This is a genomic window from Microbacterium sp. CnD16-F (assembly GCF_024124465.1).
Lineage (GTDB): Bacteria > Actinomycetota > Actinomycetes > Actinomycetales > Microbacteriaceae > Microbacterium > Microbacterium gawkjiense.
Window position 1 is genome coordinate 69,378 of record NZ_JAMXSA010000002.1, and the last position, 21,850, is coordinate 91,227.

At 67.6% G+C, this 21,850-nt stretch carries 21 protein-coding genes and 1 pseudogene; 14 read left to right on the top strand and 8 right to left on the bottom strand.

The window, feature by feature from the left end; translation table 11 throughout:
- Positions 1-161 precede the first annotated feature (161 nt).
- Complete coding sequence (locus NH287_RS01005; protein WP_253034112.1) at positions 162-701, top strand: hypothetical protein; 540 nt, start codon at positions 162-164, stop codon at positions 699-701.
- A 7-nt stretch (positions 702-708) separates the two neighbouring features.
- Complete coding sequence (locus NH287_RS01010) at positions 709-1,278, top strand: TetR/AcrR family transcriptional regulator (protein WP_253034113.1); 570 nt, start codon at positions 709-711, stop codon at positions 1,276-1,278.
- A 10-nt stretch (positions 1,279-1,288) separates the two neighbouring features.
- Here the strand turns inward: NH287_RS01010 and NH287_RS01015 are convergent, their stop codons facing one another.
- Positions 1,289-2,167, bottom strand: coding sequence for a hypothetical protein (locus NH287_RS01015; RefSeq protein WP_253034114.1), 879 nt, complete (start codon positions 2,165-2,167; stop codon positions 1,289-1,291).
- A gap of 62 nt (positions 2,168-2,229) precedes the next feature.
- Between NH287_RS01015 and NH287_RS01020 the strand changes: the two genes are divergently transcribed.
- A complete protein-coding gene (locus tag NH287_RS01020; protein WP_253034115.1) occupies positions 2,230-2,526 on the top strand; it encodes a rhodanese-like domain-containing protein in 297 nt (98 codons plus the stop codon).
- Positions 2,527-2,712: 186 nt separating this feature from the next.
- Entirely contained in the window at positions 2,713-2,841 is a 129-nt protein-coding gene (locus NH287_RS15145; RefSeq protein ID WP_290440209.1) for a hypothetical protein, read from the top strand.
- Between the two features lie 3 nt (positions 2,842-2,844).
- Here NH287_RS15145 and NH287_RS01025 read toward each other — a convergent pair whose 3' ends face one another.
- Entirely contained in the window at positions 2,845-3,246 is a 402-nt protein-coding gene (locus NH287_RS01025; protein WP_253034116.1) for a GNAT family N-acetyltransferase, read from the bottom strand.
- Positions 3,247-3,380: 134 nt separating this feature from the next.
- Here NH287_RS01025 and NH287_RS01030 point away from each other — a divergent pair, with 134 nt between their 5' ends.
- Both NH287_RS01030 and NH287_RS01035 read left to right on the top strand, forming a co-directional pair.
- The gene (locus tag NH287_RS01030; RefSeq protein ID WP_253034117.1) at positions 3,381-3,650 is read left to right on the top strand and encodes a hypothetical protein; all 270 of its coding nucleotides are present in this window, start codon (positions 3,381-3,383) and stop codon (positions 3,648-3,650) included.
- Between the two features lie 39 nt (positions 3,651-3,689).
- On the top strand, positions 3,690-4,079 hold the full coding sequence (locus NH287_RS01035) for a DUF2510 domain-containing protein (protein ID WP_253034118.1): 390 nt from the start codon (positions 3,690-3,692) through the stop codon (positions 4,077-4,079).
- Between the two features lie 8 nt (positions 4,080-4,087).
- Here the strand turns inward: NH287_RS01035 and NH287_RS01040 are convergent, their stop codons facing one another.
- Positions 4,088-5,041 (bottom strand): oxygenase MpaB family protein, encoded by a 954-nt coding sequence (locus NH287_RS01040; RefSeq protein ID WP_374209349.1) that lies wholly within the window; start codon positions 5,039-5,041, stop codon positions 4,088-4,090.
- Positions 5,042-5,080: 39 nt separating this feature from the next.
- Between NH287_RS01040 and NH287_RS01045 the strand changes: the two genes are divergently transcribed.
- Positions 5,081-5,863 (top strand): SDR family NAD(P)-dependent oxidoreductase, encoded by a 783-nt coding sequence (locus tag NH287_RS01045; RefSeq protein WP_374209351.1) that lies wholly within the window; start codon positions 5,081-5,083, stop codon positions 5,861-5,863.
- A 244-nt stretch (positions 5,864-6,107) separates the two neighbouring features.
- On the opposite strand, the gene NH287_RS01050 is transcribed toward NH287_RS01045, so the two are convergent.
- Together NH287_RS01050 and NH287_RS01055 are read right to left on the bottom strand one after the other, a co-directional pair.
- Positions 6,108-7,421 (bottom strand): HNH endonuclease signature motif containing protein, encoded by a 1,314-nt coding sequence (locus NH287_RS01050; RefSeq protein ID WP_253034121.1) that lies wholly within the window; start codon positions 7,419-7,421, stop codon positions 6,108-6,110.
- 67 nt (positions 7,422-7,488) lie between these two features.
- Positions 7,489-9,849 carry a glycoside hydrolase family 65 protein gene (locus NH287_RS01055; RefSeq protein WP_253034122.1) on the bottom strand — a complete coding sequence of 787 codons (2,361 nt, stop codon included), beginning with the start codon at positions 9,847-9,849 and terminating at the stop codon, positions 7,489-7,491.
- Between the two features lie 126 nt (positions 9,850-9,975).
- On the opposite strand from NH287_RS01055, the gene NH287_RS01060 reads away from it, so the two are divergent.
- Complete coding sequence (locus NH287_RS01060) at positions 9,976-10,599, top strand: cyclodeaminase/cyclohydrolase family protein (RefSeq protein ID WP_253034123.1); 624 nt, start codon at positions 9,976-9,978, stop codon at positions 10,597-10,599.
- A 27-nt stretch (positions 10,600-10,626) separates the two neighbouring features.
- On the opposite strand, the gene NH287_RS01065 is transcribed toward NH287_RS01060, so the two are convergent.
- From NH287_RS01065 to NH287_RS01075, 3 genes are all read right to left on the bottom strand, one after another.
- Positions 10,627-11,340 carry a membrane protein insertase YidC gene (locus NH287_RS01065; RefSeq protein WP_253034124.1) on the bottom strand — a complete coding sequence of 238 codons (714 nt, stop codon included), beginning with the start codon at positions 11,338-11,340 and terminating at the stop codon, positions 10,627-10,629.
- A gap of 84 nt (positions 11,341-11,424) precedes the next feature.
- Positions 11,425-11,694: a DUF6412 domain-containing protein gene (locus tag NH287_RS01070; RefSeq protein ID WP_253034125.1), complete on the bottom strand. Its 270-nt coding sequence runs from the start codon at positions 11,692-11,694 to the stop codon at positions 11,425-11,427.
- A gap of 42 nt (positions 11,695-11,736) precedes the next feature.
- On the bottom strand, positions 11,737-12,558 hold the full coding sequence (locus NH287_RS01075; protein WP_253034126.1) for an SDR family NAD(P)-dependent oxidoreductase: 822 nt from the start codon (positions 12,556-12,558) through the stop codon (positions 11,737-11,739).
- Between the two features lie 266 nt (positions 12,559-12,824).
- Between NH287_RS01075 and NH287_RS01080 the strand changes: the two genes are divergently transcribed.
- The 6 genes and pseudogenes from NH287_RS01080 to NH287_RS01105 all read left to right on the top strand — a co-directional run bounded on the left by NH287_RS01080 (position 12,825) and on the right by NH287_RS01105 (position 21,849).
- Complete coding sequence (locus NH287_RS01080) at positions 12,825-13,445, top strand: hypothetical protein (protein ID WP_253034127.1); 621 nt, start codon at positions 12,825-12,827, stop codon at positions 13,443-13,445.
- A 31-nt stretch (positions 13,446-13,476) separates the two neighbouring features.
- A complete protein-coding gene (locus NH287_RS01085) occupies positions 13,477-14,742 on the top strand; it encodes a hypothetical protein (RefSeq protein WP_253034128.1) in 1,266 nt (421 codons plus the stop codon).
- A gap of 226 nt (positions 14,743-14,968) precedes the next feature.
- Positions 14,969-15,188 (top strand): annotated as a pseudogene (locus tag NH287_RS01090) (helix-turn-helix domain-containing protein).
- Entirely contained in the window at positions 15,185-18,463 is a 3,279-nt protein-coding gene (locus tag NH287_RS01095; RefSeq protein ID WP_253034129.1) for an ATP-binding protein, read from the top strand. The pseudogene NH287_RS01090 and the gene NH287_RS01095 overlap by 4 nt, the downstream one beginning before the upstream one ends.
- Entirely contained in the window at positions 18,460-18,930 is a 471-nt protein-coding gene (locus tag NH287_RS01100; RefSeq protein WP_157087326.1) for a hypothetical protein, read from the top strand. The genes NH287_RS01095 and NH287_RS01100 overlap by 4 nt, the downstream gene beginning before the upstream one ends.
- 9 nt (positions 18,931-18,939) lie before the next feature.
- A complete protein-coding gene (locus tag NH287_RS01105; RefSeq protein ID WP_308210377.1) occupies positions 18,940-21,849 on the top strand; it encodes a DUF1156 domain-containing protein in 2,910 nt (969 codons plus the stop codon).
- The last annotated feature ends 1 nt before the right edge of the window (position 21,850 follow it).

Genomic DNA, 21,850 nt, shown 5'->3' on the forward strand with positions numbered 1-21,850 from the left:
CCAGCGCATCAGCGCGCCGGAACATTCCCGCGTCAGCTCTTCGCGCCGAAAGCGGCGACGGTCTTCGGGTTCGCGAGGCCGACGCCGAGCACTCCGGCATCCGACCGTATTAGTACACCCGTGCTAAAATGATCCGACTCGGTCGGACGGAAGGAACCCCCGTGATCCTGGTGGCGATCATCGCCTGCGAAATCGGCTTCTGGCTCGCGATCATCGCGGGGCTCGTCGCCCGGTACGTCTTCCGTCGAGCACGCCTGGGAGCGGCGCTTCTGCTCGCGGCACCCGTCATCGATCTGATCCTGCTGGTGCTCGTCGGTGTCGACCTGCTGGGCGGCGGCACGGCCTCGTGGCACCACGGTTTGGCCGCGCTGTACATCGGCATCTCGGTCGCCTACGGACACCGGATGGTCGTGTGGGCCGACGCGAAGTTCGCCGAGTGGTTCCGCGGCGCGGAGCCGCGCCTCTCGCGCTACGGGTGGGACTACGCGCGCACCTGCTGGAAGGACGTCCCCCGCACGCTGTTCGCCGTGGCCATCGCAGCGGCCGTGCTGGGCGGGTTGATCGTCCTCGTCGGCGCCCCCGACCGCACGTCGGAGCTGCTGCGGTTCTTCCCGATCCTCGGCGTGATCGTCCCGGTCGACGTCCTCTGGGCGCTCAGCTACACCGTCTGGCCGAAGAAGGCACCGGCGGTCGCGGCATGATGAGAGCATGCCGCGACTGATCGACCACGACGAGCGCGACCGCGTCATCGGGGATGCCGCGATGCGCGTCCTCGCGCGCGACGGACTCGGCGCGCTCTCGGTGCGCAAGGTCGCCGAGGAGGCGGGCCTGGCGACGGCGTCCCTCCGGCGCGCGTTCCCGACACAGCTCGCACTCCGTCGCTACTGCGTCGACCGGATTCACGACGCCGTCGCGGCGCGCGTGACGACGCTGACCGGCGAGGGGTTGCCGCTGGCGATCGCCCTGCTGTTGGAGTTGCTGCCGCTCGATGCGACCCGGCGCGACGAGCTGCTCGCGCAGCTGCAGTTGGGGAGCCTCGCACTGACCGACGCGACTCTCACCGACAGCGTGCGCGATCTGCACGACGGCGTCGCGTCGATCTGCAGTGTCGCCCTGGGTCAGCTCCCGCTGCGGGAGGACGTCGACTCCGCGTTCGAGACGCTGCGTCTGCAGGCACTCCTCGACGGGTTCGCGTTGCACCTACTGTGGGCGGCGCCGACCGACGCCGAGGGATCCGCGCGACGACTCTTGGAACACCATCTGTCGACGCTCGTTTGACCCTGCCGCCTCATCCGCCGATCGGGCGAAGCCCCTCGGGCGATTCGATGAGCATCTCCAGGTCGCCGAGCGCGGGCCAGTCGCCGAGCTCTCCGAGGTCACCGCCGGACTCGTACCAGGCGTCGCGCTGCTCGGACGTCCAGTCAGCGCCTTCGTCGACGAAGACACTCGTGAGCGCACCGTCCGTCACCATGAGCCGCACGTCGAAGGTGACATCGCCGAGGGCGCGGAACCGACCGACGACCGGGAACGTCGCGTGCGCCGGAACGGCCCGCGGCAGGTCCTCGGCGACGAGGAGCTGCGCTTCCGGCCAGAACCCGCCGTCGCTGTCGTCGAAGACGAGACGCTCCGCATGCGCGAGCTGGGCGCGGAGCTCCGGCGCACCGAACAGGTCGGTGGCGGCGAGCAGGTGCGCAGCGAGAGCCCGAACGTCCTCCGGCAGGTCGACGGCGATCTCCTGCGCCTCGGGAGTGTCCTCCGGGGTGTCGAGGGTGCGACTCGCCCACCACGAGCCGAAGGCGAGAAGGGTCCCACCGGCTGCCAGCCAACGGCGCGGATGCCGGGCGCCGGCGTGCGCGACCGCGTCCTGCACGCGGGCGTCCACCGCTTCGCCCGCATCGGCGAAGCCCAGGGCCGCACCGGCGGCGCCTGCGATGAGGGCCGCCCGCCCGGCCGGCGGCACAGCACCGCTCGGGTCGGCGCTCCGGAAGCCCGCGCCGACGCTCCAGGCGGCGAGCCCCGCGTTCGCCAGGCGGTAGACGAGGCGCTGCCCGACGGTGAGACGGCGTGGGTCGATGAGGGTGAGGGCGCCGATGACGCACGACGACACGACGCCGTGGGTGATCGAGGTCGAGTCGTTCAGGGCACGAAGAGCGGAGCGGATCGGCATACTCCGAGGGTAACGATCGCCGACGCCGCGCCTCGGCCCGCGAGATCTGCGAGCATCGAGGTATGCACTCCATCACGACGGCGCAGCTGGCCGAGGCATCCCCCGCGAACATCATCGACGTGCGCGAACCCGACGAGTTCGCGGCCGGCCACGTGCCCGGCGCGCGCAACATCCCGCTCGCGACGGTGCCCGATCACGTCGACGAGCTGCGCGAGCTCGACGACCTGCACCTCATCTGCCAGGTCGGTGGGCGCAGTGCCCGCGCGGCGGCGTTCCTCGAGCACCACGGGCTCGAGACGACGAACGTCGAGGGCGGCACGGGCTCGTGGATCGCGGAGGGGCGCCCGGTCGAGAAGTGACCCGGGGACAACACCCCGGTCCGTCCACACCGACCCTCTAGGGTCGGACGCATGGCATCGACGGTCGAGGAGTACCGCCGGGCGGTGCACTCGATGAGGTTCGACGACTCGTTCCTGGAGATCCTGACGACGATCACGGGCGACGACACGTTCCGCGCGTGAAAGGTCGGCGCGCTGAGCCTGTGGATGGACTCGAACGTCGACGTGCCGCAGATCGTCTACCGGCACGCGCTGGTGTGCGAGTACGCGCACGCGCACCTCGTGAAGCTCGCTGGCGGCGAGTACCCGCGCGACACGCCGGTCGCCTACGACTGAGCGTCAGCCGCCGCGCTGCATGACGCGCTCGGGCGTCGGGTACAGCTCGAAGCCGAACTGCTCGTACAGCCCGTGCGCGTCCGCGGTCGCGAGGAGCGTGCGCTTCAGACCGAGTGGCTCGAGGGTCGCCACGACGGAGCCGACGAGGGCTTTGCCCACTCCCCTGCCACGGGCGGCGGGGTCGACGTAGACGTCACAGAGCCACGCGAATGTCGCCGAGTCCGTGACGACGCGGGCGTAGCCGAGGGGCGTGCCGTCGTCGTCGAGGGCGCAGAAGTTGAGCGAGTTCTGCGCGGCGCGGTCGACGACGTCGCGGCTGCGGCCGAGAGCCCAGTACGCGCCCTCCGACAGCCAGCGGTGCACGACGTCGAGGTCGATCTCGGCGAGCTCGGTCGTGACCTTCATGCGTGTCCTCCGTTCGTCGGCCAGTCGGCGGATGCCGCGGGCCGCGCGTTCACGGCTTCGGCCACCGGACCATCCTGGCATCGGTGGGGTGTGGTTCGCGTTAGCGTGGGAGGGCCGCGACGGAACGGGGAACGATGACACAGCCGCAGGCGAAGCCGAAGAACGGTCTGGCGATCACGACGCTGATCGTCGGCATCTTCGCGTTCCTCACGGGGCTCGTCCCCTGGGTCGGGCTGCTGCTCGGCCTGTCGGCATTCGCGCTGGGGGTGTTCGCGCTCACACGCGGTCAGTCGAAGCCGCTCGCGCTGACGGGCGGGTCGCTCGGCGCGGTCGCGGCGATCACGGGGCTGATCTCGACGATCGCCCTGATGGCGTGGCTGATCGGCGCGCCCGGCAGCGCCTGACTCTTCACCGCGGGCGCTCGGGGCCAGTACGGTGACGACATGAGCGACACGGCAGCAGGGTGGTACGACGACGGTTCGGGCACGATGCGGTGGTGGGACGGCACGGCCTGGACCGAGCAGACCCAGCCCGCCTCTCCCCCGCAGGGTGGTCTCGGCGGCTTCATCGCGCAGGCGCAGGCAGACGCTGTCGCCGGTGCGCAGCCGCGGCAGGCGCCGGCCGGCATGAGTTACGTCGTGCTGCAGGTGGTGCTGAAGGAGAAGATGTGGGGCGCGGGGTCGAACAACCTCGTCGAGCTCGAGGCGGCGATCAACCGGCAGGCGGCCCTCGGGTATCGCCTGCACACGATCACGACGGCGTCGTCCGGCAGCACGGGCTTCGGTGGCGGTGACCGCATCCAGGCGACGATGGTGTTCGAGAAGCTGGTCTGACCGGTCGGCTACCGGCCCAGGCGGCGCAGGCGCAGGCGGGCCATGTCCTGCGCGCGGGGTCCCGACCCGAGCGCGCGCTCGGTGACGCGGAGGATGAGGCGGGTCGCGGTCTTCACCGGGAGCCAGGAGCGGCGGAGGCCCAGCATCCGTCGGATGCGGGGTGGGAACGTCGCGACCGCCGCAGCGAAGAGGACGCGGTAGGCGACGCCCATCATCCCGGTGAACGGCGGCTTCTTGAGGAAGCGGACGACGTCGTCGACGCGGTCGTCGCGGCGCAGTTCGCCGCGGTCGAGGTAACCGTCGATCTCGGCGCGGAGGGCGGCGTCGGTGAGCGGCGGGTCGGTGACGCGCATGAGCCGGCCGGCGGTCGCCCAGTCAGCGACGTAGGCGTCGGGTCCACCGGGGATGGCGCCGCCGTAGGCCTGGTGGCTGCGCAGGAACGCGTCGGTGAAGGCGAGGTGCACCCAGCGCACGAGGTCGGTCTGCTCGGCGGTGTAGGTGCGGGCGGAGCCGTCGCCGGCGACGTACTCGCCCTGCACGCGGCGGTGGAATCTGCCGACGCGGGCCGTCTCGGCATCCGCTTGTTCGGTCGAGCCGTAGGTGAGCGTGATGACCCAGCGGACGGTGCCGGTGAGACGGCCGATCGGGTCGTCGCGGTAGCGCGACCAGTCGTGGACACCGGCGAGGGCCCCCGGGTGCAGGGCCTGCAGGAGCAGGGCGCGGATGCCGGCGACGAGGGTTCCCATGCCGGCGTGGACCGTCCAGGCGGGGCCGTTCTCGGCGAAGTAGCCGGCGTCGTCACCCTCGGCCAGGGCGCGGACGTAGGGCGCCATTCCGGTCGGGTCGCCGGCGAGGGCGGTGAGCACGCGTCCGCGGATCCGGGTCAGGCAGGGCGGTGCGGACGTCACCCTTCCAGCGTGCCATCGCCGGACGGCGCCAGGGCCGTGTGGGTCTGCGAGCATCGAAAGACGGACGAGAGAGGACGACGCATGACTGACGGACTGATGCTGGACCTGAGCGGCAAGACCGCGGTGGTGACCGGCTCGACGCAGGGCATCGGGCTCGCGATCGCGCGGCGGCTCGCCGAGGCGGGCGCGGACATCGTGATCAACGGGCGCAGCGAGGAGCGGGTGTCGCAGGCGGTCGCGTCGCTGAGCGGGCTTCCGGTGCGGGGCGTCGCCGCGGACGTGACGACTGCCGAGGGTGCGCAGGCGCTGGTGGATGCCGCGGGTGCCGTCGACATCCTCGTCAACAACCTCGGTGTCTTCGGTTCGACGCCGGCGCTCGAGATCAGCGATGACGAGTGGCGGCGGTTCTTCGAGGTGAACGTGCTGAGCGCGGCTCGGCTGACGCGGCTGGTGCTGCCCGGAATGACGGAGCGCGGCTGGGGTCGCGTGCTGAACATCGCGAGCGACTCAGCGGTCGTCATCCCGGAGGAGATGATCCACTACGGCGCGTCGAAGAGCGCGCTGCTCGCCGTGTCGCGGGGGTTCGCGAAGGCGGCATCCGGAACCGGCGTGACGGTGAACTCGGTGATCGCGGGCCCGACCCACACCGAGGGCGTGGAGGGCTTCGTCTACGAGATGGTCGACCGGTCGCTCGACTGGGAGGCCGCGCAGCGCGAGTTCATGCGCACCGCGCGTCCGCAGTCGCTGATCGGACGGCTGATCGAACCCGAGGAGATCGCGAACATGGTCGTTTACCTCGCGTCGCCGCTGGCGTCGGCGACCACGGGTGGCGCGCTGCGCGTCGACGGCGGGTACGTGGACAGCATCCTGCCCTGAGGCGGGTCGACCACGTCCGCACAATGGGGAGGACTCCCCATCGCGAGCGGTTGACGCGCGTCCCTACGCCGACATCGCTCGACAATGACGATGGATGCCGTGCGGCGCGACTTCTGGGGGATGGATCGCCCCGCGCGACACATCGACGGATGCCGCGCGGCGTGAACGTGTGGGGACGATTCACGCCGTGCGGAGTCGGGCGACTTCGACGCGGCGCTCCGTGCGCGCGGTCGGGGCGCCCTGATCAGAACGGTGCTGGATCGTGACTGTGCGGTTTCCGCGTGGCAGGGGTGAACGCGACGGCCGGTGTCGGTGCGTCTTCGCGGTAGATCCTGCCGAGGGGTGAGGTCCATTCGAGGACGCCACCCCCGAGTTGTCGGACTCTCCAGGCGGTGAACTGCTTCATCGAATGGTGCCGCTGACACAGGTGGGCGAGGTTCGCCCGTTCGGTGCGGCCGCCGAGGGCATGGTCGTGCGTGTGGTCGATCTCGGAGCGGATGGCGGGGACGCGGCATCCGGGGAATCGGCAGTGTTGGTCGCGGGCGCGCAAGTGGCGGCGCAGCGGAGAGGGCACCCGGTAGGTGTCGACGGCGAGCACCGTATGGGTGACGGGGTCGGTGACGAGGCGCTCCCACGAGGGAGTGTCGCCGGCGAGGCGCCGCGCTGTGGCCGCGTCGATGGGGGTGCGTCCGACGAGGTCGCACGGCACCTCGGTGCCCGACAGTGCGAGCGCGGGGATGACGACCTGCACGTGCGCCCGTATCGCGCCGAGCGGACCGGCGGTGGTGTCGCGCGTGTCGTCGAGGGCCGGCGTTCCGGCGAGGAGCAGGTCGGCGAAGACGTCGGCTCGGACCTGGTCGATGGTTCGGCCGTCGGTGTCGACGACGTCGCTGGAGCGTTCGGTGCGCGTGTCGATGACGGCGCGCGCCTGGCGGGTGAGCCGGTCGTGGATACCTTCGGCGATCACGGTGGGCACCGTGGCGACGACGTCGCTCATGCCGTCGCGGCCGGGGATCAGGCGCACGGCGCGGTGGGCGGCGGCATCCTGATGGCGTTCGGTGAAGGTGCGCGGGTGCATCTGCAGGGCGAGCATCTCGATCTCGGCACGCACGCGGTTGGGGGTGTCGCGCCGACAGCGCTGGATCGCGACGGCCTCGAACGGCAGACGGATGTCGGCGGGCAGGTCGGCGCCGGCGTCGACGATGATGTCGACGTGCGCGCGGGTGATGGAACCGGCGCGCCACGCCGCGAGCGAGGCGGCGTAGTCCTCGACGATCGTGCGGGCGCGGGTGATGCGGCGCTGCACGGCACGGTCGGTGAGGTGCATGAGCCCACCGAGCTCGGCGGCGATCGCCCGCAGCGCCATGTCGTGCGCCTGCACGCGGGCGGGCGAGTCGGCGGCTTGCTGCTCGGCGAGCTGACCCGCCCGGGCGAGCACCTGCAGCTGCACGATCTGCGCCTGGGTGAGGAGCTTCTCGGCCATGACCGCCTCGTGCGCGATGTCGGCGAGGGGCGCGAGGCGCTCCCGCGTGCCGATCGTGCCGTGCCAGGTGGTCATACTCCCATTGTGGTGAGGGCCTCCGACATCGGTTTGGGATGCCCGGGGGCCAGCGAGACCCGCACCGTCACTCCGCGAACGCCTCCGCGAACGGCCGCGGCGCGCACCCCTTCGGCTGGGTCGGGCGCTCCCCCGGATCCGGCAGCGGCGGTGTCGGCATCGTCACGTCTGCGCCGGACGTCAGCTCCACCGGCTCGCCGAAGTGCCGGATCGTCAGCGGCGCGCCGGCGCTGATGCGATAGGTCGTGGCATCCGGCGCGATCTCGAGGTGCAGGGTTCGGCCGTGCCACCGGATGCCGAACGCGAGCCCCGTCAGCTGTTCCGGCAGCCGAGGCGCGAACCGCAGTCCGTCGGCCGTGTCGCGCATGCCGCCGAAGCCGGCGACGAGCGCCGTCCAGATGCCGCCGAGCGACGCGATGTGCAGGCCGTCCTCGGCGTTGCCGTGCAGGTCGTCGAGGTCGATCGTCGCGGCTTCGGCGAGGTAGTCGGCCGCGAGCCCGAGGTGCCCGACCTCGGCGGCCACCACCGCCTGGATCGCCGCCGACAGCGACGAGTCGCGCACGGTCAGCGCCTCGTAGTAGCGGAATGCCCGCGCCTTCTCGTCCGCCGTGAACGCGTCGGTGCAGAAGAACAGTGCGAGCACGAGGTCCGCCTGCTTGAGCACCTGCTTGCGGTAGAGCTGCACGTACGGGTAGCGCTCCTGCAGCAGCTCGTCGCCGGGGGTGTCGGTCTCGAAGTTCCATCGCTCCAGCTCGGTGAACCGCGCCGCCTGCGGGTGCACGCCGCGTTCCTCGTCGTACGGCACGTGCATCGCGCCGGCGGTGCGCACCCACTCGCCGATCTCGCCGTCGTCGACCCCGAAAGCACGGGCGAGATCCGGATGCCGACGCGCGGCATCCGCTGCGGCTTCGAGGTTCGCTCGGGCCATCAGGTTGGTGAAGACGTTGTCGTCGTAGAGGGCGGTGTACTCGTCGGGGCCGGTGACGCCGTCGATGTGGAAGCGACCGTCGGCGTCGGTGCGGCCGAGGGACTGCCAGAGCCGGGCGGTCTCGATGAGGATCTCGAGCCCGGCGTCGCGTTCGAAGTCGACGTCGCCGGTCGCGCGGACGTAGTGGACGACGGCGGCGGCGATGTCGGCGTTGATGTGGAAGGCGGCGGTGCTGGCGGGCCAGTATCCCGACGACTCGCGTCCGTCGATGGTGCGCCACGCGAACGCCGCGCCCTGCAGGTGCAGCTGGCGCGCACGGTCGCGGGCGTGGTCAAGGGTGGCGTGGCGCCAGCGGAGCGCTTCCCTCGCGGCATCCGGTGCTGTCGCGGTGAGGACGGGCAGGACGTAGGCCTCGACGTCCCAGAACGTGTGGCCCGCATAGCCGGCGCCCGTCAGCCCCTTGCCGGGGACCGACCGCTGCTCGGCGCGCGCAGCCGCCTGGAACACCGAGAACAGCGCGAACCGCACCGCCTGCTGCAGTCGGGGCTGCCCGTCGACGCGGACGTCGGCGCAGGCCCAGAAGTCGTCGAGACCTTCGCGCTGCGCGGTGGCGAGGCCGCTCCAGCCGTCGCGCATCGCGTCGGCGACGGCGGCTTCGGCGCGGTCGCGCAGTGCGGGCGCCGACAGTCCGGGCGCCCATGCGTGCCCGACGATCTTGACGACCTCGAGCCGTTCGCCGGCGGCGAGGCGTGCGCGGATGGTGGTGCGGGCGAGATCGTCGGATGCCGCGGTGCGGACCTCGGCGGTCGCCCCCGACACGAGGTGGTCCATGCTGACGGCGACGCCGATCCCGCTGTTGCGGGTCTCGTGGACGAGGGTCGCAGCGTTGTCGAAGACGAAGCTGCCCGCGCTGCGGAGCGGAGTCTCGAGGATGTCCTGCACGCGCGGATCGGGGTGCGGCTCGGGCAGGGGTTCGTTCGCGACGAGCGCGGACTGGACGGTGATCGTGACCGGGTCGTCGACGGCTTCGACCTCGTACCGGACGGCCGCGACGGACCGGTGGGCGAGCGAGACGAGGCGGGTCGAGCGGATGCGGACGGTGCCGCCGGCGGGCGAGGTCCAGGTGAGTGTGCGTTCCAGGGTGCCGGCTCGGAAGTCGAGGTGCTGCTCGTGGTCGTGGAGGGTGCCTTCGCGGATGTCGAGGGGTTCGTCGTCGACGGTGAGGCGGATGACCTGGCCGTTGGGCACGTTGATGACGCTCTGCCCGGACTCGGGGTAGCCGTAGCCGCCCTCGGCGTAGGGCATCGGGTGCTCCTCGAAGACGCCGTTGAGGTAGCTGCCCGGAACGCCGTGGGGCTCCCCCTCGTCGAGCAGCCCTCGCCAGCCGATGTGCCCGTTCGAGAGGGCGAAGACGGACTCGCGGTGCGGCAGGCGGTCGACGTCGACGCCGCTGAGGCCGATGCTCCACGGCGCGACGTCAAAGGGCAGGGGGCGGGTCATGGTGTCACGGTAGAGCACGGTGTCTTTTCGCCTCGAAGGGTTGCAGCGGGCGACCGTGGCCGTATCCTCGCCGGCCGTATCCGCGCCCGCTTCATCACCGCGAATCGCTGCGGGTAGCGTCGTCGCATGGCCAGCGATGACATCGACCCTGCAGAGACGCCGCTCGCCGAATGGGTGGACCGTCTCGCCCAGGCGAAGGGCGCGCCGGGCGGAGGCGCCGCCTGTGGCGTGATGACGGGCATCGCCGCGGGGCTGCTCGGGATGGTGGCCGCCTACACCGCCGACGACCTCGAGGCTCGACGGGCTGAGGAGCGACTCAGCGACAAGCGGCGCTTGGCGATGAGGGCCGCCGAGGAGGACGGCGTCCGGTCCGCGGCTTTCGGTGCGGCTCTCGCGATGGAGCAGGGCCCCGACCGGGAAAGGGCGGTCCGGGAGGCGACGGTCGACGCCCTCTCGTCTGTCCTGGATGTCGGCCGGATCGCGGCATCCCTTCTCGAGGAGGTCCGACTGCTGGCCGACATCGGCAATCCGCACGTCGAGGCGGATCTCCGCGTCGCGGTGGAGGCTTTGCGCGCAGCGCTCGAGGGCACGAATCACACAGCGCGAGCTGATCTCGACCTCCTGTCCCGGCATCGGGCACCGGACGACGACCTCGACCCGCAGGTCGCCGATGTCGAAAGGGACCTCGTCGACCTCGCCGAGGCGCGGGCGGAGTGCACGCGCATCGTCGCGGGCTGGTCGTCCGAGTAGGCCGGCGAGCGCGACGGACCGCGCGCTTCACCCATACACCCGCCGCAGCACCACCCGCTGCCCCAGCGTCCACGTCACCGTCGTCAGCAGGTACACCCCCGCCGCGACCGGCACGAACACCGCGACGACCGCGGTCGCGAACTGCAGCGCCCCCAGCGCCGCCACCGGCACCCCCTCCGCAGGCTCGACCCGGAACGCCCGCCGCGTGATCTCCCCCACCGCCGCGATCGCGAGCACCAGGCATCCGATCACCAGCCAGGTCACCACGTCCGCAGTGCCGGTCGTGACGGCGTGCAGCAGACTCGTCCCGAGCGGAACGCCGAGCAGCGTCTGCGACAGCAGCTCGTTGGCGTGCCCGGCGATGCTCGTGTGGATGAACACGGAGTACAGTAGCCCGACGATGGGCGCCTGGATGAGGATCGGCAGGCAGCTCGCGAACGGCGACACGTTCTCGGAGCGGTAGAGCGCCATCGTCTCGCGCTGCACGCGTTCCCGGTTGCCGCGGTACCGGGTCTGGATCTCGCGCAGCCGTGGAGCGAGCCGCATCCGTGCCTGGTCGGCTTTGGCTTGGGCGATGCCGGCGGGGATGAGCGCTGCCCGCACCACGAGGGTCACGAGCACGATGGCGAGCGCGCCGGCGAACGCTCCCGTCCAGGGGGTGAGCAGCGAGGTCAGGGCGAGCAGGCCGCGCGAGGTGAGGTCGAGCAGGATGGAGATGACAGGCAGGGTGGTGATGTCCACGGGGTTCCGTTCGTCGGAGCGATCAGGGTCGGCTGATCGGCCGCGAACGGATGCCGGGGCACGAGGTGCCCGGACGCTTCGACGCTACGCGGCCGCAGTCACCTGACCGGGCCCGCGACGGCGGACGTGTCCTGCCGCGTCGGGGTCGCTTTGCGCGAGCGGTGCCGTGAGTTCGATGCGACGGGTCGGATGCGGCGCCGCTCCGCGCGTGCTCGCGTGCACGGCGGTCGCGAGGAGCGCGAGCGTGAGGACGGCGAGCGCGAGCAGCGCAACGGTGAGAGCAGCGCCGCTCATCGACGGATCGACGACGAGCCCGAGGACCTCGAGGACGACGCGCAGCAGGTCGTGGATCATGCTCGCCTCCCGTCGCGTCGTGTGGCCCTCAGGCTAGCGGCCTCACCCAAGCTGCACCATCTCGGCGCTGCGCTCCCACAGTTCCTGTGCGAGGCCAGGGTCGGTCGCGAGTCGGTGCGTCTTCGTGACGCGGTCGTTCTCGTAGTAGGCGCCGGGCAGCCAGTCCTCGCGCGGGGTGCCGTCGGCGAGGAACACGAGGCGCTGGCCGCCCTCGTCGGTCGTCGTCAGCACGCGGCGTGCGAGGGGACTGTGGTACATCCAGCGCAGCGCACCGCCCGTGTTGCCCGCGAAGTTCGTCGCCACGACGCCGGGGTGGAACGCGACCGCCGAGACGCCGTCGCTCCCCCACCGGCGCTGCAGCTCGCGGGTGAAGAGGATGTTCGCGAGCTTCGCGTTGCCGTACGCCCGCCACCCCGAGTAGCGGCGCGCGGCGTTGAGGTCGGTGACGTCGAAGCGCGAGAACAGTCGCGCCGCCGCGCTCGCGGTCTGGATGACGGACGCCTCGCTCTCGACCAGACGCTCGCGCAGCAGGTTCGTCAGCAGGAACGGCCCGAGGTGATTCACCTGGAACGTCTGCTCGAACCCGTCGCCGGTCAGCTGCCGCTTGCCGAAGACCCCACCCGCGTTGTTCGCGAGCACATCGATGCGCGAGTACGCCTCGAGCAGCTCCCCCGCCAGCCGGCGCACCTGCGCCAGGTCGGAGAAGTCGGCGAGGTGGTACGGCGTGCCGAGCTCAGCCGCGACGGCCCGCGTCTTCTTCGGCGAACGGCCGACGAGGACGACACGGTGACCCCGAGCGACAAGCTGACGGGATGCCGCGGCCCCGATCCCGTCGCTGGCTCCGGTGATGACGATGGTGCGCATGGGGTGAGTGTCACACGTGGGCGATGCTGTCGCGTTGCCTTGACGACATGCGAGAAATGTGACTGAGGGTCGGATGGTCGGCGCAACGCGTGCAGGCGTGGGCGGCTCCTGAGGTACCAGTGCTTGAGAAACGTCTGGGAGGCCTTAGGTTCGAACCAGGAATGCACCGCCGCATCCATCCGGGAGACACGTGACGACCACGACCGCACCAGTCACCTCCCCTCGCGTGCGCCTCGGCGCCTGACAGAACAGATGTCCCGCAGATCATGAACTTCTTCCGCGCCAAGGTCCGCCTGTGGCCGCTCATCGTCGTACCCGGAGTCCTCGTCGGCGCCGCCGCCGCAGTAATGAGCGGCGTGGTCAATCCGTCGTTGTTCGCAGGCGCTTTTGGCGGAGTGAGTACCAACACGTCGGAGGTCATCAAGTACCAGCTCCCGCAGCAGGAGGTCGCGCTGACGAGCCTGAGAATCGAAGGGCTCGAGCGGGCGAACGCGGATGGAAAGCTCTTCGGCATTCCCGTGGATGCAGGCGACCGTACCAAGTACATCGAATACGGCTTCAATGCCAAGCTCGGCGTCGACGGCTCCCAGGTCGAGATCGTCGCTGACGGTGAGAACGCCTACATCGTCGCGATCCCCTCGTTCATCTTCATCGGTCACTCCGACGAGCATTTCGAAGACCCGATCGAGGAGAACGGAATGTTGAGCTGGTTGACACCGCAGATCAGCGAGACGGGAATGGTCAACAAGATCCTCAGCACCGAACGCAAGGACAAGTGGGTCGCGAGCAGTCTTCAACTGCTGAAGGACCAGTCCGAAGTGTTCTACGGAACGATCATCAAGAGCGTCGACCCCGACGCTGAGATCACATTCAAGTTCACCCAATAGTCATTGCCCGCAGCCTAGAGGAGACGACCAGATGACACCTGCGCCCACCCCGACAGGAGATCTGGAGCTCATCAGCGATGGTGACGGGATCGCCGTCATCGGCGATCCGAAGGCGGTCGAGCTCTTCGTCGCTTCGGCTGGCGTGCCTTCGCGGGAACTGGACCTCCAGCGACTCAACTCCGTGGTCGCGACGAGTGGCTCGGCACTGCAGGCGGCATCCGAAGTGTCTGCGAACGCTGGCCGCTGGATGAAGCTGACGGAGGAATCCGCCCGCGCGGCCCATACCGCCAACCTCGTGCAGAGATCGGGCGGGAAGTTCGTCCAAGCGACCACCCGTGGCGCCGACGGCCGGTTCGCGAAGAACCTTCAGTTCGTCGCAAAGCCCGGAGCGATGCTCACCAATCCGGCCATCCTCGCCGGCGTCGGCGGTCTCATGGCCCAGTACGCGATGCAGAAGCAGATGGAGGAGATCACCGACTACCTCGCGAAGATCGACGCGAAGGTCGACGACATCCTGCGCGCGCAGAAGGACGCCGTGCTCGCCGACATGATCGGGGTGGAGTTGATGCTCGACGAGGCGATGGTCATCCGCGCCGAGGTGGGTCACGTCTCAGAGGTGACCTGGTCGAAAGTGCAGGGGTCGGCGGCCACGATCGCGCGCACCCAGGCATACGCATTGCGCCAACTCGACACGCTCGCGGAAAAGCTCGAACGCGAGACGAAAGTGAGCGAACTCGTCGATCTCTCGAAGGAGGCGCAGGAGACGGTCGTCGATTGGCTCGCCGTGCTTGCCCGCTGCTTCCACTTGCAGGATTCGATGTCTGTTCTGGAATTGGATCGCGTCCTCGAGTCCGCACCGGATGAGATCGACCGTCACCGGCTCGCGTTGCAAACCGCGCGTCAACGACGCCTGAATGCAATCGCCAATTCGACGAGTCAGCTGGTGGCGAGGATGGACGCAGCCGCAGGCCGCGCGAACGCCAAGGTGCTCCTGAACCCGGGCTCGGCGCGGGTGGTGGTGAAGGCCAGCAACGACGTCGCGTCCGGTGTCGCAGACCTCCATCTGACTCTCGGGCTCGCAGACGATCGCGAGTCACTCGAAGCACGTCGGTGGTCCGCAGCGGCTGCCGAGATGCGTGACGGCGTGGTCGGCGCAAGCAAGCAAGGATTGAATGCCGTCGGTCGCTTCGGTGGTGACACACTGGAGAGCGCGCGGATGTCCACCGGACGGTTCGCCAACAAGGTGGCGAACAGACTCCAGCGCAACAACGACGACGACGAGAAAGGCGGCCGTTAGAGCTACGCCCGCTTGAACAACTCCGCGGGCCGTCCGCGCCCTTCGATACGAGCAGCGCCCGGCGCCGGGAACAGGTCTGAGCCTCGCGGTCGAGCCTGACGCGGGTCGCGACCGCCGACGGCCACTCCTGACGGTGCGTCGCGCCGCTCCGACGCCGCCGAACATCGACCCGCTACTCTCGGACATAACCGGAAAGACCCGGATCAACTCGCCTCCAGGAGTTCACATGCCGGAACCATGGCTCTCTGCCGAGCGCGGACTACCTGGGCGTGGCTAAGGACACGATCTACGCCTGGATCGTTGACAAGGAGATGCCCGCACACAAGGTCGGTCGCCTCTGGAAGTTCCAGACGAGCGAGGTTGACGACTGGGTGCGCCACGGAGACGCTGCATCACGTGACAATGAATCGCGCGACAGCGCGCGGCTTGGGAGGGAATCTGAATGAGCGACTTGAACCTGTTGCCGCTGCGCACCACTTGCGTGCCACGAGAGGACGTGCTCCAAGGCGGTCTCGCCGACAACCACTTCGCAGCACAGCTCGACAAGGTTGTGCGTGACGCCGAGCACTACCCGGTGTACGGCGACGCCGAGGCCTTCTTCGCTCAGACCTACCCGACTTCCGGGTTGAAGACCCTTCTCACTAAGACCTTCGGTCGCATCACTGGGGCGAAAGGCGTGGCGGGAGAGAACGGGGTCCTGCGGCCCACCACCTCCTTTGGTGGCGGCAAGACCCACGGCCTCACAGCGGTCTACCACCTGGCCGGTGGGGCGCGACCTGCCAACATCGCAGAGTTCATCGACCCAAGCTTGCTTCCGGACGGTGCTGTTCAGGTTGCCGCGCTCGTCGGCGACGCTCTCGACCCCACCGCTGGGGTCGACACTGATGGCCACCGCACCTACACGCTGTGGGGTGAGATGGCGGCACAGATCGGCGATGACGCCTTCTCTGTGATGGCTGCCAATGACGTCGAGCGCACGGCGCCGGGAACGGGCACCATCAAGGCGGCGTTCGGCGGCAAGCCAACGATCGTCATCGTGGACGAGATCGCCAAGTATCTGCGAGCGGTGTCCTCCTCGGGCAGCGAGGATGTGCGTCGAATGGCGCGCGCGATCCCGGTGTTCCTGGGGAACCTGTTCGAGGTCGCGTCTGACCCGACCAATCGGGTCTCAGTCATCATCACCCTGGCGGCCACCACCAACGCATTCGGTGCAGAGACCACCGAGATCAGCGACCTCACCGGCGACGAGAAGGAACGGGCCGACGCGGCGAACGCCGCCTCGGTTAAGGCAGCGGAAGAGACCGGCGACGTACTGACTCGCGCCGTGCAACCGTCCGCGGTGATCCGCCCTGCCGACGACAACGAGATCGGCGAAATCCTCAAGAAGCGCATCTTTGCCTCAGTCGATCAAGATGCTGCGGCTGCCGCTGGTGACGCCTACAGAGACCTGTACGAGACACTCGGCAAGACCGAGCAGTTGGCGGGCGGTGCCGAGCACCCTGCGACCTATGGCGAGCTGGTCACAAAGACGTACCCGTTCCACCCCGAGCTCGTCCGTGTCCTGGACAAGCGCCTGGGCAACATCACACAGTTCCAGCGAGCAAGAGGCGCGTTGAAGTTGCTGGCTGAGGTCGTGGCACACATCTACGCGACGAACGATGACACCGCGATCATCAACGTTGGCGACATCGACTACGACAACGACCCGGTGCTGAACCATCTCACCGATGGTCTCGGACGGGCCGAGTACGCATCTGTGGCCGAGGGAGACTTCGCAGGCAAGAAGTCGCACTCCGCAGCAGTGGACGCTGATGTCTTCCCCGGTAAACCGGCCTACACCACCCGTGTCGCACGCACCGTGTTCACTCATTCGCTTGAAATGGTGGCGACCGCAGGAGCTGGCCGCAACGACTGGATCGTCGGCACGCTCCGCCCAGGCGAAGACACCGCCATCTTCGAGAAAGCACTCACGGAGTCCGAGAAAGTCTTCTGGCATCTATCGTTCGACGGGGGGCGGTGGCGCTTCAACATCGAGCCGAACGTCAACGCCATCATCGAGACCGAGAAGCGCAACGTCGCCAATACCGCTGTTGCGGCGATGGTCGACACTCTCATCCGCAACGCGTTCGCCAACGACGGTGGCGCCAAAGCTGTGCACTTCCCGTCGGGTCCCGCCGAGGTTCACGACGAAGCCGGGCTACGAGTGGTCGTACTCGACTACAACGTCGTGGCTGTCACGCCGAAGAGCGCAGAGCAGCCACCTTCCGCAGTCGTTGAAATGCTGGATAAGGTCGGCTCCGTCGGCAGCCCGCGGACCTACCGCAATGCTGTGGTGTTTGCAGTACCCGATGAAGAGCAAATCGAAGTGCTGAAAGACCGAGCACGAGCTCTGATCGCATCCAACAACCTCGCCAGCGACGCCGCTCGACTCGCACAGTTCAGCGACGAGGTGCGCAAGAAGGTAGAGGTCTACAACAAGGAAGCCACGCTCAACGCCCGTATCGCGGTGACCCGCTGCTACAAGCACATCTACTTTCCCTCTGGGGACAAGGCGACCGGGTACCTCCGCCACCGTGAGCTCCCGGCTCAGGCGCAAGGGGACACGAAGAATGCGACCTCAGCGGTATTGAGTTTGCTCGAAGACGAGGACAAGATTCGGAGCAGTCCGTTCACTGCCTCGTACCTCCGGTCGAAGACCTGGCACGCTGCAAACTCCGCCACCACACGCTCGATCGCCGACTACTTCTGGACTGACCACACGATCCAGATCGTCCGCAACCCGAACCTGATTCGTGAAGCGATCGTCAACGGGGTGAAGAACGAGAACTGGGTCTACTACGACGCGGGCACGGGCAAGACTCACACGGCAAGCACGATGGCCGGCTTCTCGCCCGAGATGAAGCCTGACGCCGAGGTGATGACCGCTTCCGAAGCACAGTCACGAGGCCTACTCGTTCGCAAGCCGACCCAGGCCGACTTGCGTGCCGTCATCACTAACGATGACCTCACCGGAGCCGAGATACGTTCCCGCCTCGAAGCCCAGTGCGGCGGCGAGCCCACCAAGACCGACGTCCTCGAACTGCTCGCCACTGCGGTACAGGCCAGCGACTACAAGTGGTTCGTCGTCCTCGACGCGGAGCCTAGCCCTGGCGTTCGGGCACTGTCGCCGTCTGCGATCAAGGACAAAGGACTCGACGGCCTGCGCATCCTCAGCCGGGAAGCAGCCGACGCGCAAGAGATCGAGGTGCCGACCCGCACACCGAACTCGAAGACCTTCAATGCAGCCGGCCCGGGCGGCGCTGCAATGCAGAGCCTCCTCGATCAGATTTCGGACTTCACGGTCCCGACGGTAAGCACGATGACCTTGAAGGTCACCGCCGACGAGGCCTCAGGCACCAGCGACATCGACCTCGCCGTGGCAGCGCTCGGCATGCTGCAAAAGCAGCACATCACCGTTCGTGCGACGATCCGCGCCGAGTTCAAGGGAGTCAACGGCGGAGTCCAGTTCCAGGGCACTGCAGACCGTCAGGACTTCCAGTCCGCGTATAACCATGTGAAGAAGTCCATCGCCGGAGCGAACAAGGTAGCGGGCGAAGTCACCCTCGTCTTCCGTTTCGCCCCCGCTCTGGACATCACCGATGCTCAGTTCGGCCAGATACACACGGTCGTCAAGAACCTCGGCATGAAGAGCACCACCATGACGGCCGAGGTGACCAAGTGAACGCGGTCAAGCGGTTCCGCCCCACATCCCATCTCGCACTGGTCGAAGGCGTCCGAGGGTTTCGACTCGTCATCACGCCGGGCCGAGGCGAAGCCTTCGGAGTAACGCTTGAAGAAAGCTACGGCGAGAACGGCAGCTCGATCACGGCACCGGTCAGCGTGGCCACACCCGTTCAAGCTGGACGCGTGATTGATGCGCTGTTCGCCGCGGTTCGCAAAGCGGGACACCAGCCGAGCGTGCTGGCTTTCAAACGCAAAGCGCCCATTCGCCTCGGCGAAGCCGAGGGCGTCCGCCTTGCGCTGGTCCTGCTCGCGACCCTACCCATTGCCAAGCATGAGCGGGTCCGGGCGCTCGTCGCCGGAATCAACGCCATGAGCGTCGAGGAGACCTACTACTGGTACTCCAAGTGCATGGGACTCGATGGCACCCGCGCCCGCAAAGCACTCCGAACCCTCCTCGCCGACTAAGGACACGACGTGACCAACTCAAGACCACGGGTCCTCATCGAGGACTGGCTACCCGTCGCAGAACTCGGAATCGAGTCGCGGCGAGAGCGCGGAGCGGCCTCCGCCCTACCACCGCTCTCGTTCCTTCACATCTGGTGGGCGCGTCGACCACTTGTGGCTTCCGCCGCTGTGGCTCTCGCTGGCGTCATGCCGACATGGACCGAAGAGTTGGCCGAAGCGTTCCCAGACGCGCCAGAAGTACGCAGTGAATTGGCCTACAGGGCATGGCTGCTGCGCCTCGTCGGGATCCTGGGGGACCCCGTCAAGGGACGACGCATGATCGATGCCGCCAACGCTGCTGGCGTGAAGTTGCAGGGCAACGGGTACGGCTACCGTCAGGCGTTCCGAAACGCAGTGGCGCGCTCAGACATCGATCTGCTCCACTCCATTCTTCGTCGCACCTGGGGCGAGCTTCCGACCGTCGCTGACCCGACCGCCGGCGGAGGATCGATTCCCTGGGCTGCGAGCCGACTTGGGCTGCCTGTCGTGGCAAACGACCTCAACGGAGTCGCGGCCAGCGTCCTGCGGGCGGGGGTCGAGATTCCTGCAACTCGCGGGCTTGACCTGTTGCCCGAAATCAAGGGATGGGGTGGCGTTCTCGTCAATCGCGTGGAGAAGCGACTTAGGGAGTACTTCCCTCTGGACGAAGGTGAAAGCGTCACCGCCTACATCTGGGCAAATGCTGTCCCTTGTCCGCGCACCGGCCGACTCGTCCCCTTGCTGACGGACAAGTGGCTCCGCAAGCAAGCGGGCAAAGAGGCAGCTGTGCGCTTGATTTTGTCAGCAGACGGTGCCGACCTTCAGGAGCCACGCTTCGAGGTCGTCCTTGGTCGGGACGTAGACAGGGGCGATGCAAGTGCAGGGACCATAGCGCGTGGGAAGGCGATCTCGCTTTACGACAATCTCGTTATTGATGGTGACTACATCAAGGAGGCAGCCCAGAGCGGCCAAATGGAGCAAGTCCTCTATGCCGTCGCCATCCGTAAGGCGTCGGGCGAACGCACCTTCCGTGCGCCAACCCGTGCCGATATTGATGCACTGCGGGCTGCGGATCGTCGCTTCGACGAAGTCAAAGATGGCTGGTTCGTTTCGGGCATCCTTCCTACAGAGGAATTCCCCGATGGCAATGACCTGCGGCCGAAACAGTACGGGCTTGAGCGTTGGATCGATTTCTACACTCCGAGGCAGGCGTTGGTTCACGGCACGTTCGGTGAGGAGTTCGCTACGTTGATCCCCGAAGTGCGTGACGCTCTAGGCGACAGAGCGGACGACGTCCTCTTCGAACTCGCGCTCATGCAAGGCAAAGCTCTCAACTGGAACTCACGGCTTTCCTCATGGAACGTTGCGCGCCAGGGGATGAGAAGCGTCTTCGACCGCCATGACTTTTCTTTCAAGTGGACATTCGCCGAGTTTGAGGGTGCATCAGCGTTGTATTCATGGTGCCTCGACCAGCTCGACGACGCTTATGGTGGAATCGCGCGTCTCCTCGACGAGACCGGGGCGGCAGAGCTTGGAACGAACACGCGGCTTCATCGCGAGGTTACCGTCACGCAGGGTAGCGCAGCGAGCCTCACGCTCGATGCGGGCTCCGTGACTCATATCTGCATGGACCCGCCCTACTACGACAATGTCATGTACGCGGAGCTCGCCGACTACTTCTACGTCTGGGAGAAGAGGACTCTTGGGAGACTAGTTCCCGACTACTTCCGGGACGATCTTACGGACAAAGACAACGAAGCCGTTGCCAATCCCGCCAGATTCGCGATGATGGGAAAGCGCAAGAGTGAGCTGGCCGACCTCGACTATGAGACGAAGATGACATCAATCTTCTCCGAGTCGCGTCGCGTTCTGTCAGACGACGGAGTCCTCTCGGTGATGTTCACTCACAAACGAGCCGAGGCGTGGGACACACTTGGTATGGGTCTCCTACAGGCGGGCTTCACGATTGAAACATCGTGGCCTGTCAACACTGAGTTCGAGCACTCTATGCACCAGGCAAACATGAACTCTGCAGCTTCGACCATCATGCTGGTGTGTCGAAAGCGAACCGACCGCGCCAACGGCCGCAAGGTCTATCTCGATGACATCGAGCACGATATCCGCCTCGCAGCACGCGACGCGGCGACACGATTCCAGCATGACGGTATCGACGGCGTTGACCTTCTGCTCTCGACTTACGGCCCAACGCTGTCCGTGATCTCGCAGAACTGGCCCGTCTACTCGTCCACTCCGGACGCTGATGGGCGGGACCAGTTGCTCCGCCCCGAAGATGCCCTGGCTCTGGCGCGCGAGGAGATCGTGGACCTTCGTCGTTCCCGCCTCGTCGGGCAGGCCGCGAAGGTGGATGGGCTCACTGACTTCGTCCTGTTGGCGTGGGATACGTTCGGTGCGCGGGAATTCCCGTTTGATACGGCCAGACTGCTTGCCCTTGCGGTGGGCGGCTTGGATGTGGACGACTTGGAGCGTGCCAAGATCGTGTCGAAGTCTTCCGGGAAAGTGTCACTGCTAACGCCGAAGGAACGGTTGCGGCGCGGTGCTGACTCGGGCCTTCCCGGCGTCACACCTGAAGCATCCTCGTTCGAGTACATTATTGACGCTGTCGACACTGCGCTCTACATTGCCGAGGTGGACGGCCAGCAGGCCGCCAAGCGCTTCCTCGATCGCCACGGTTACACCAGCGATGCCGGGTTCATTTCCACCCTGCAAGGTCTGGCGAACGCGATCCCACGTACCAAGGTCAAAGGTGCTTGGGTGGTGCCGGAGGCTGGGCTCATCGACACACTCTGCACGCTCTACTTCGATGATGTGGTTCTACCGGAGGCGGAGGAGATGGCCGCACAGACAGACGCCAACGAGAACACGTTGTTCGACGTGGTGTGAC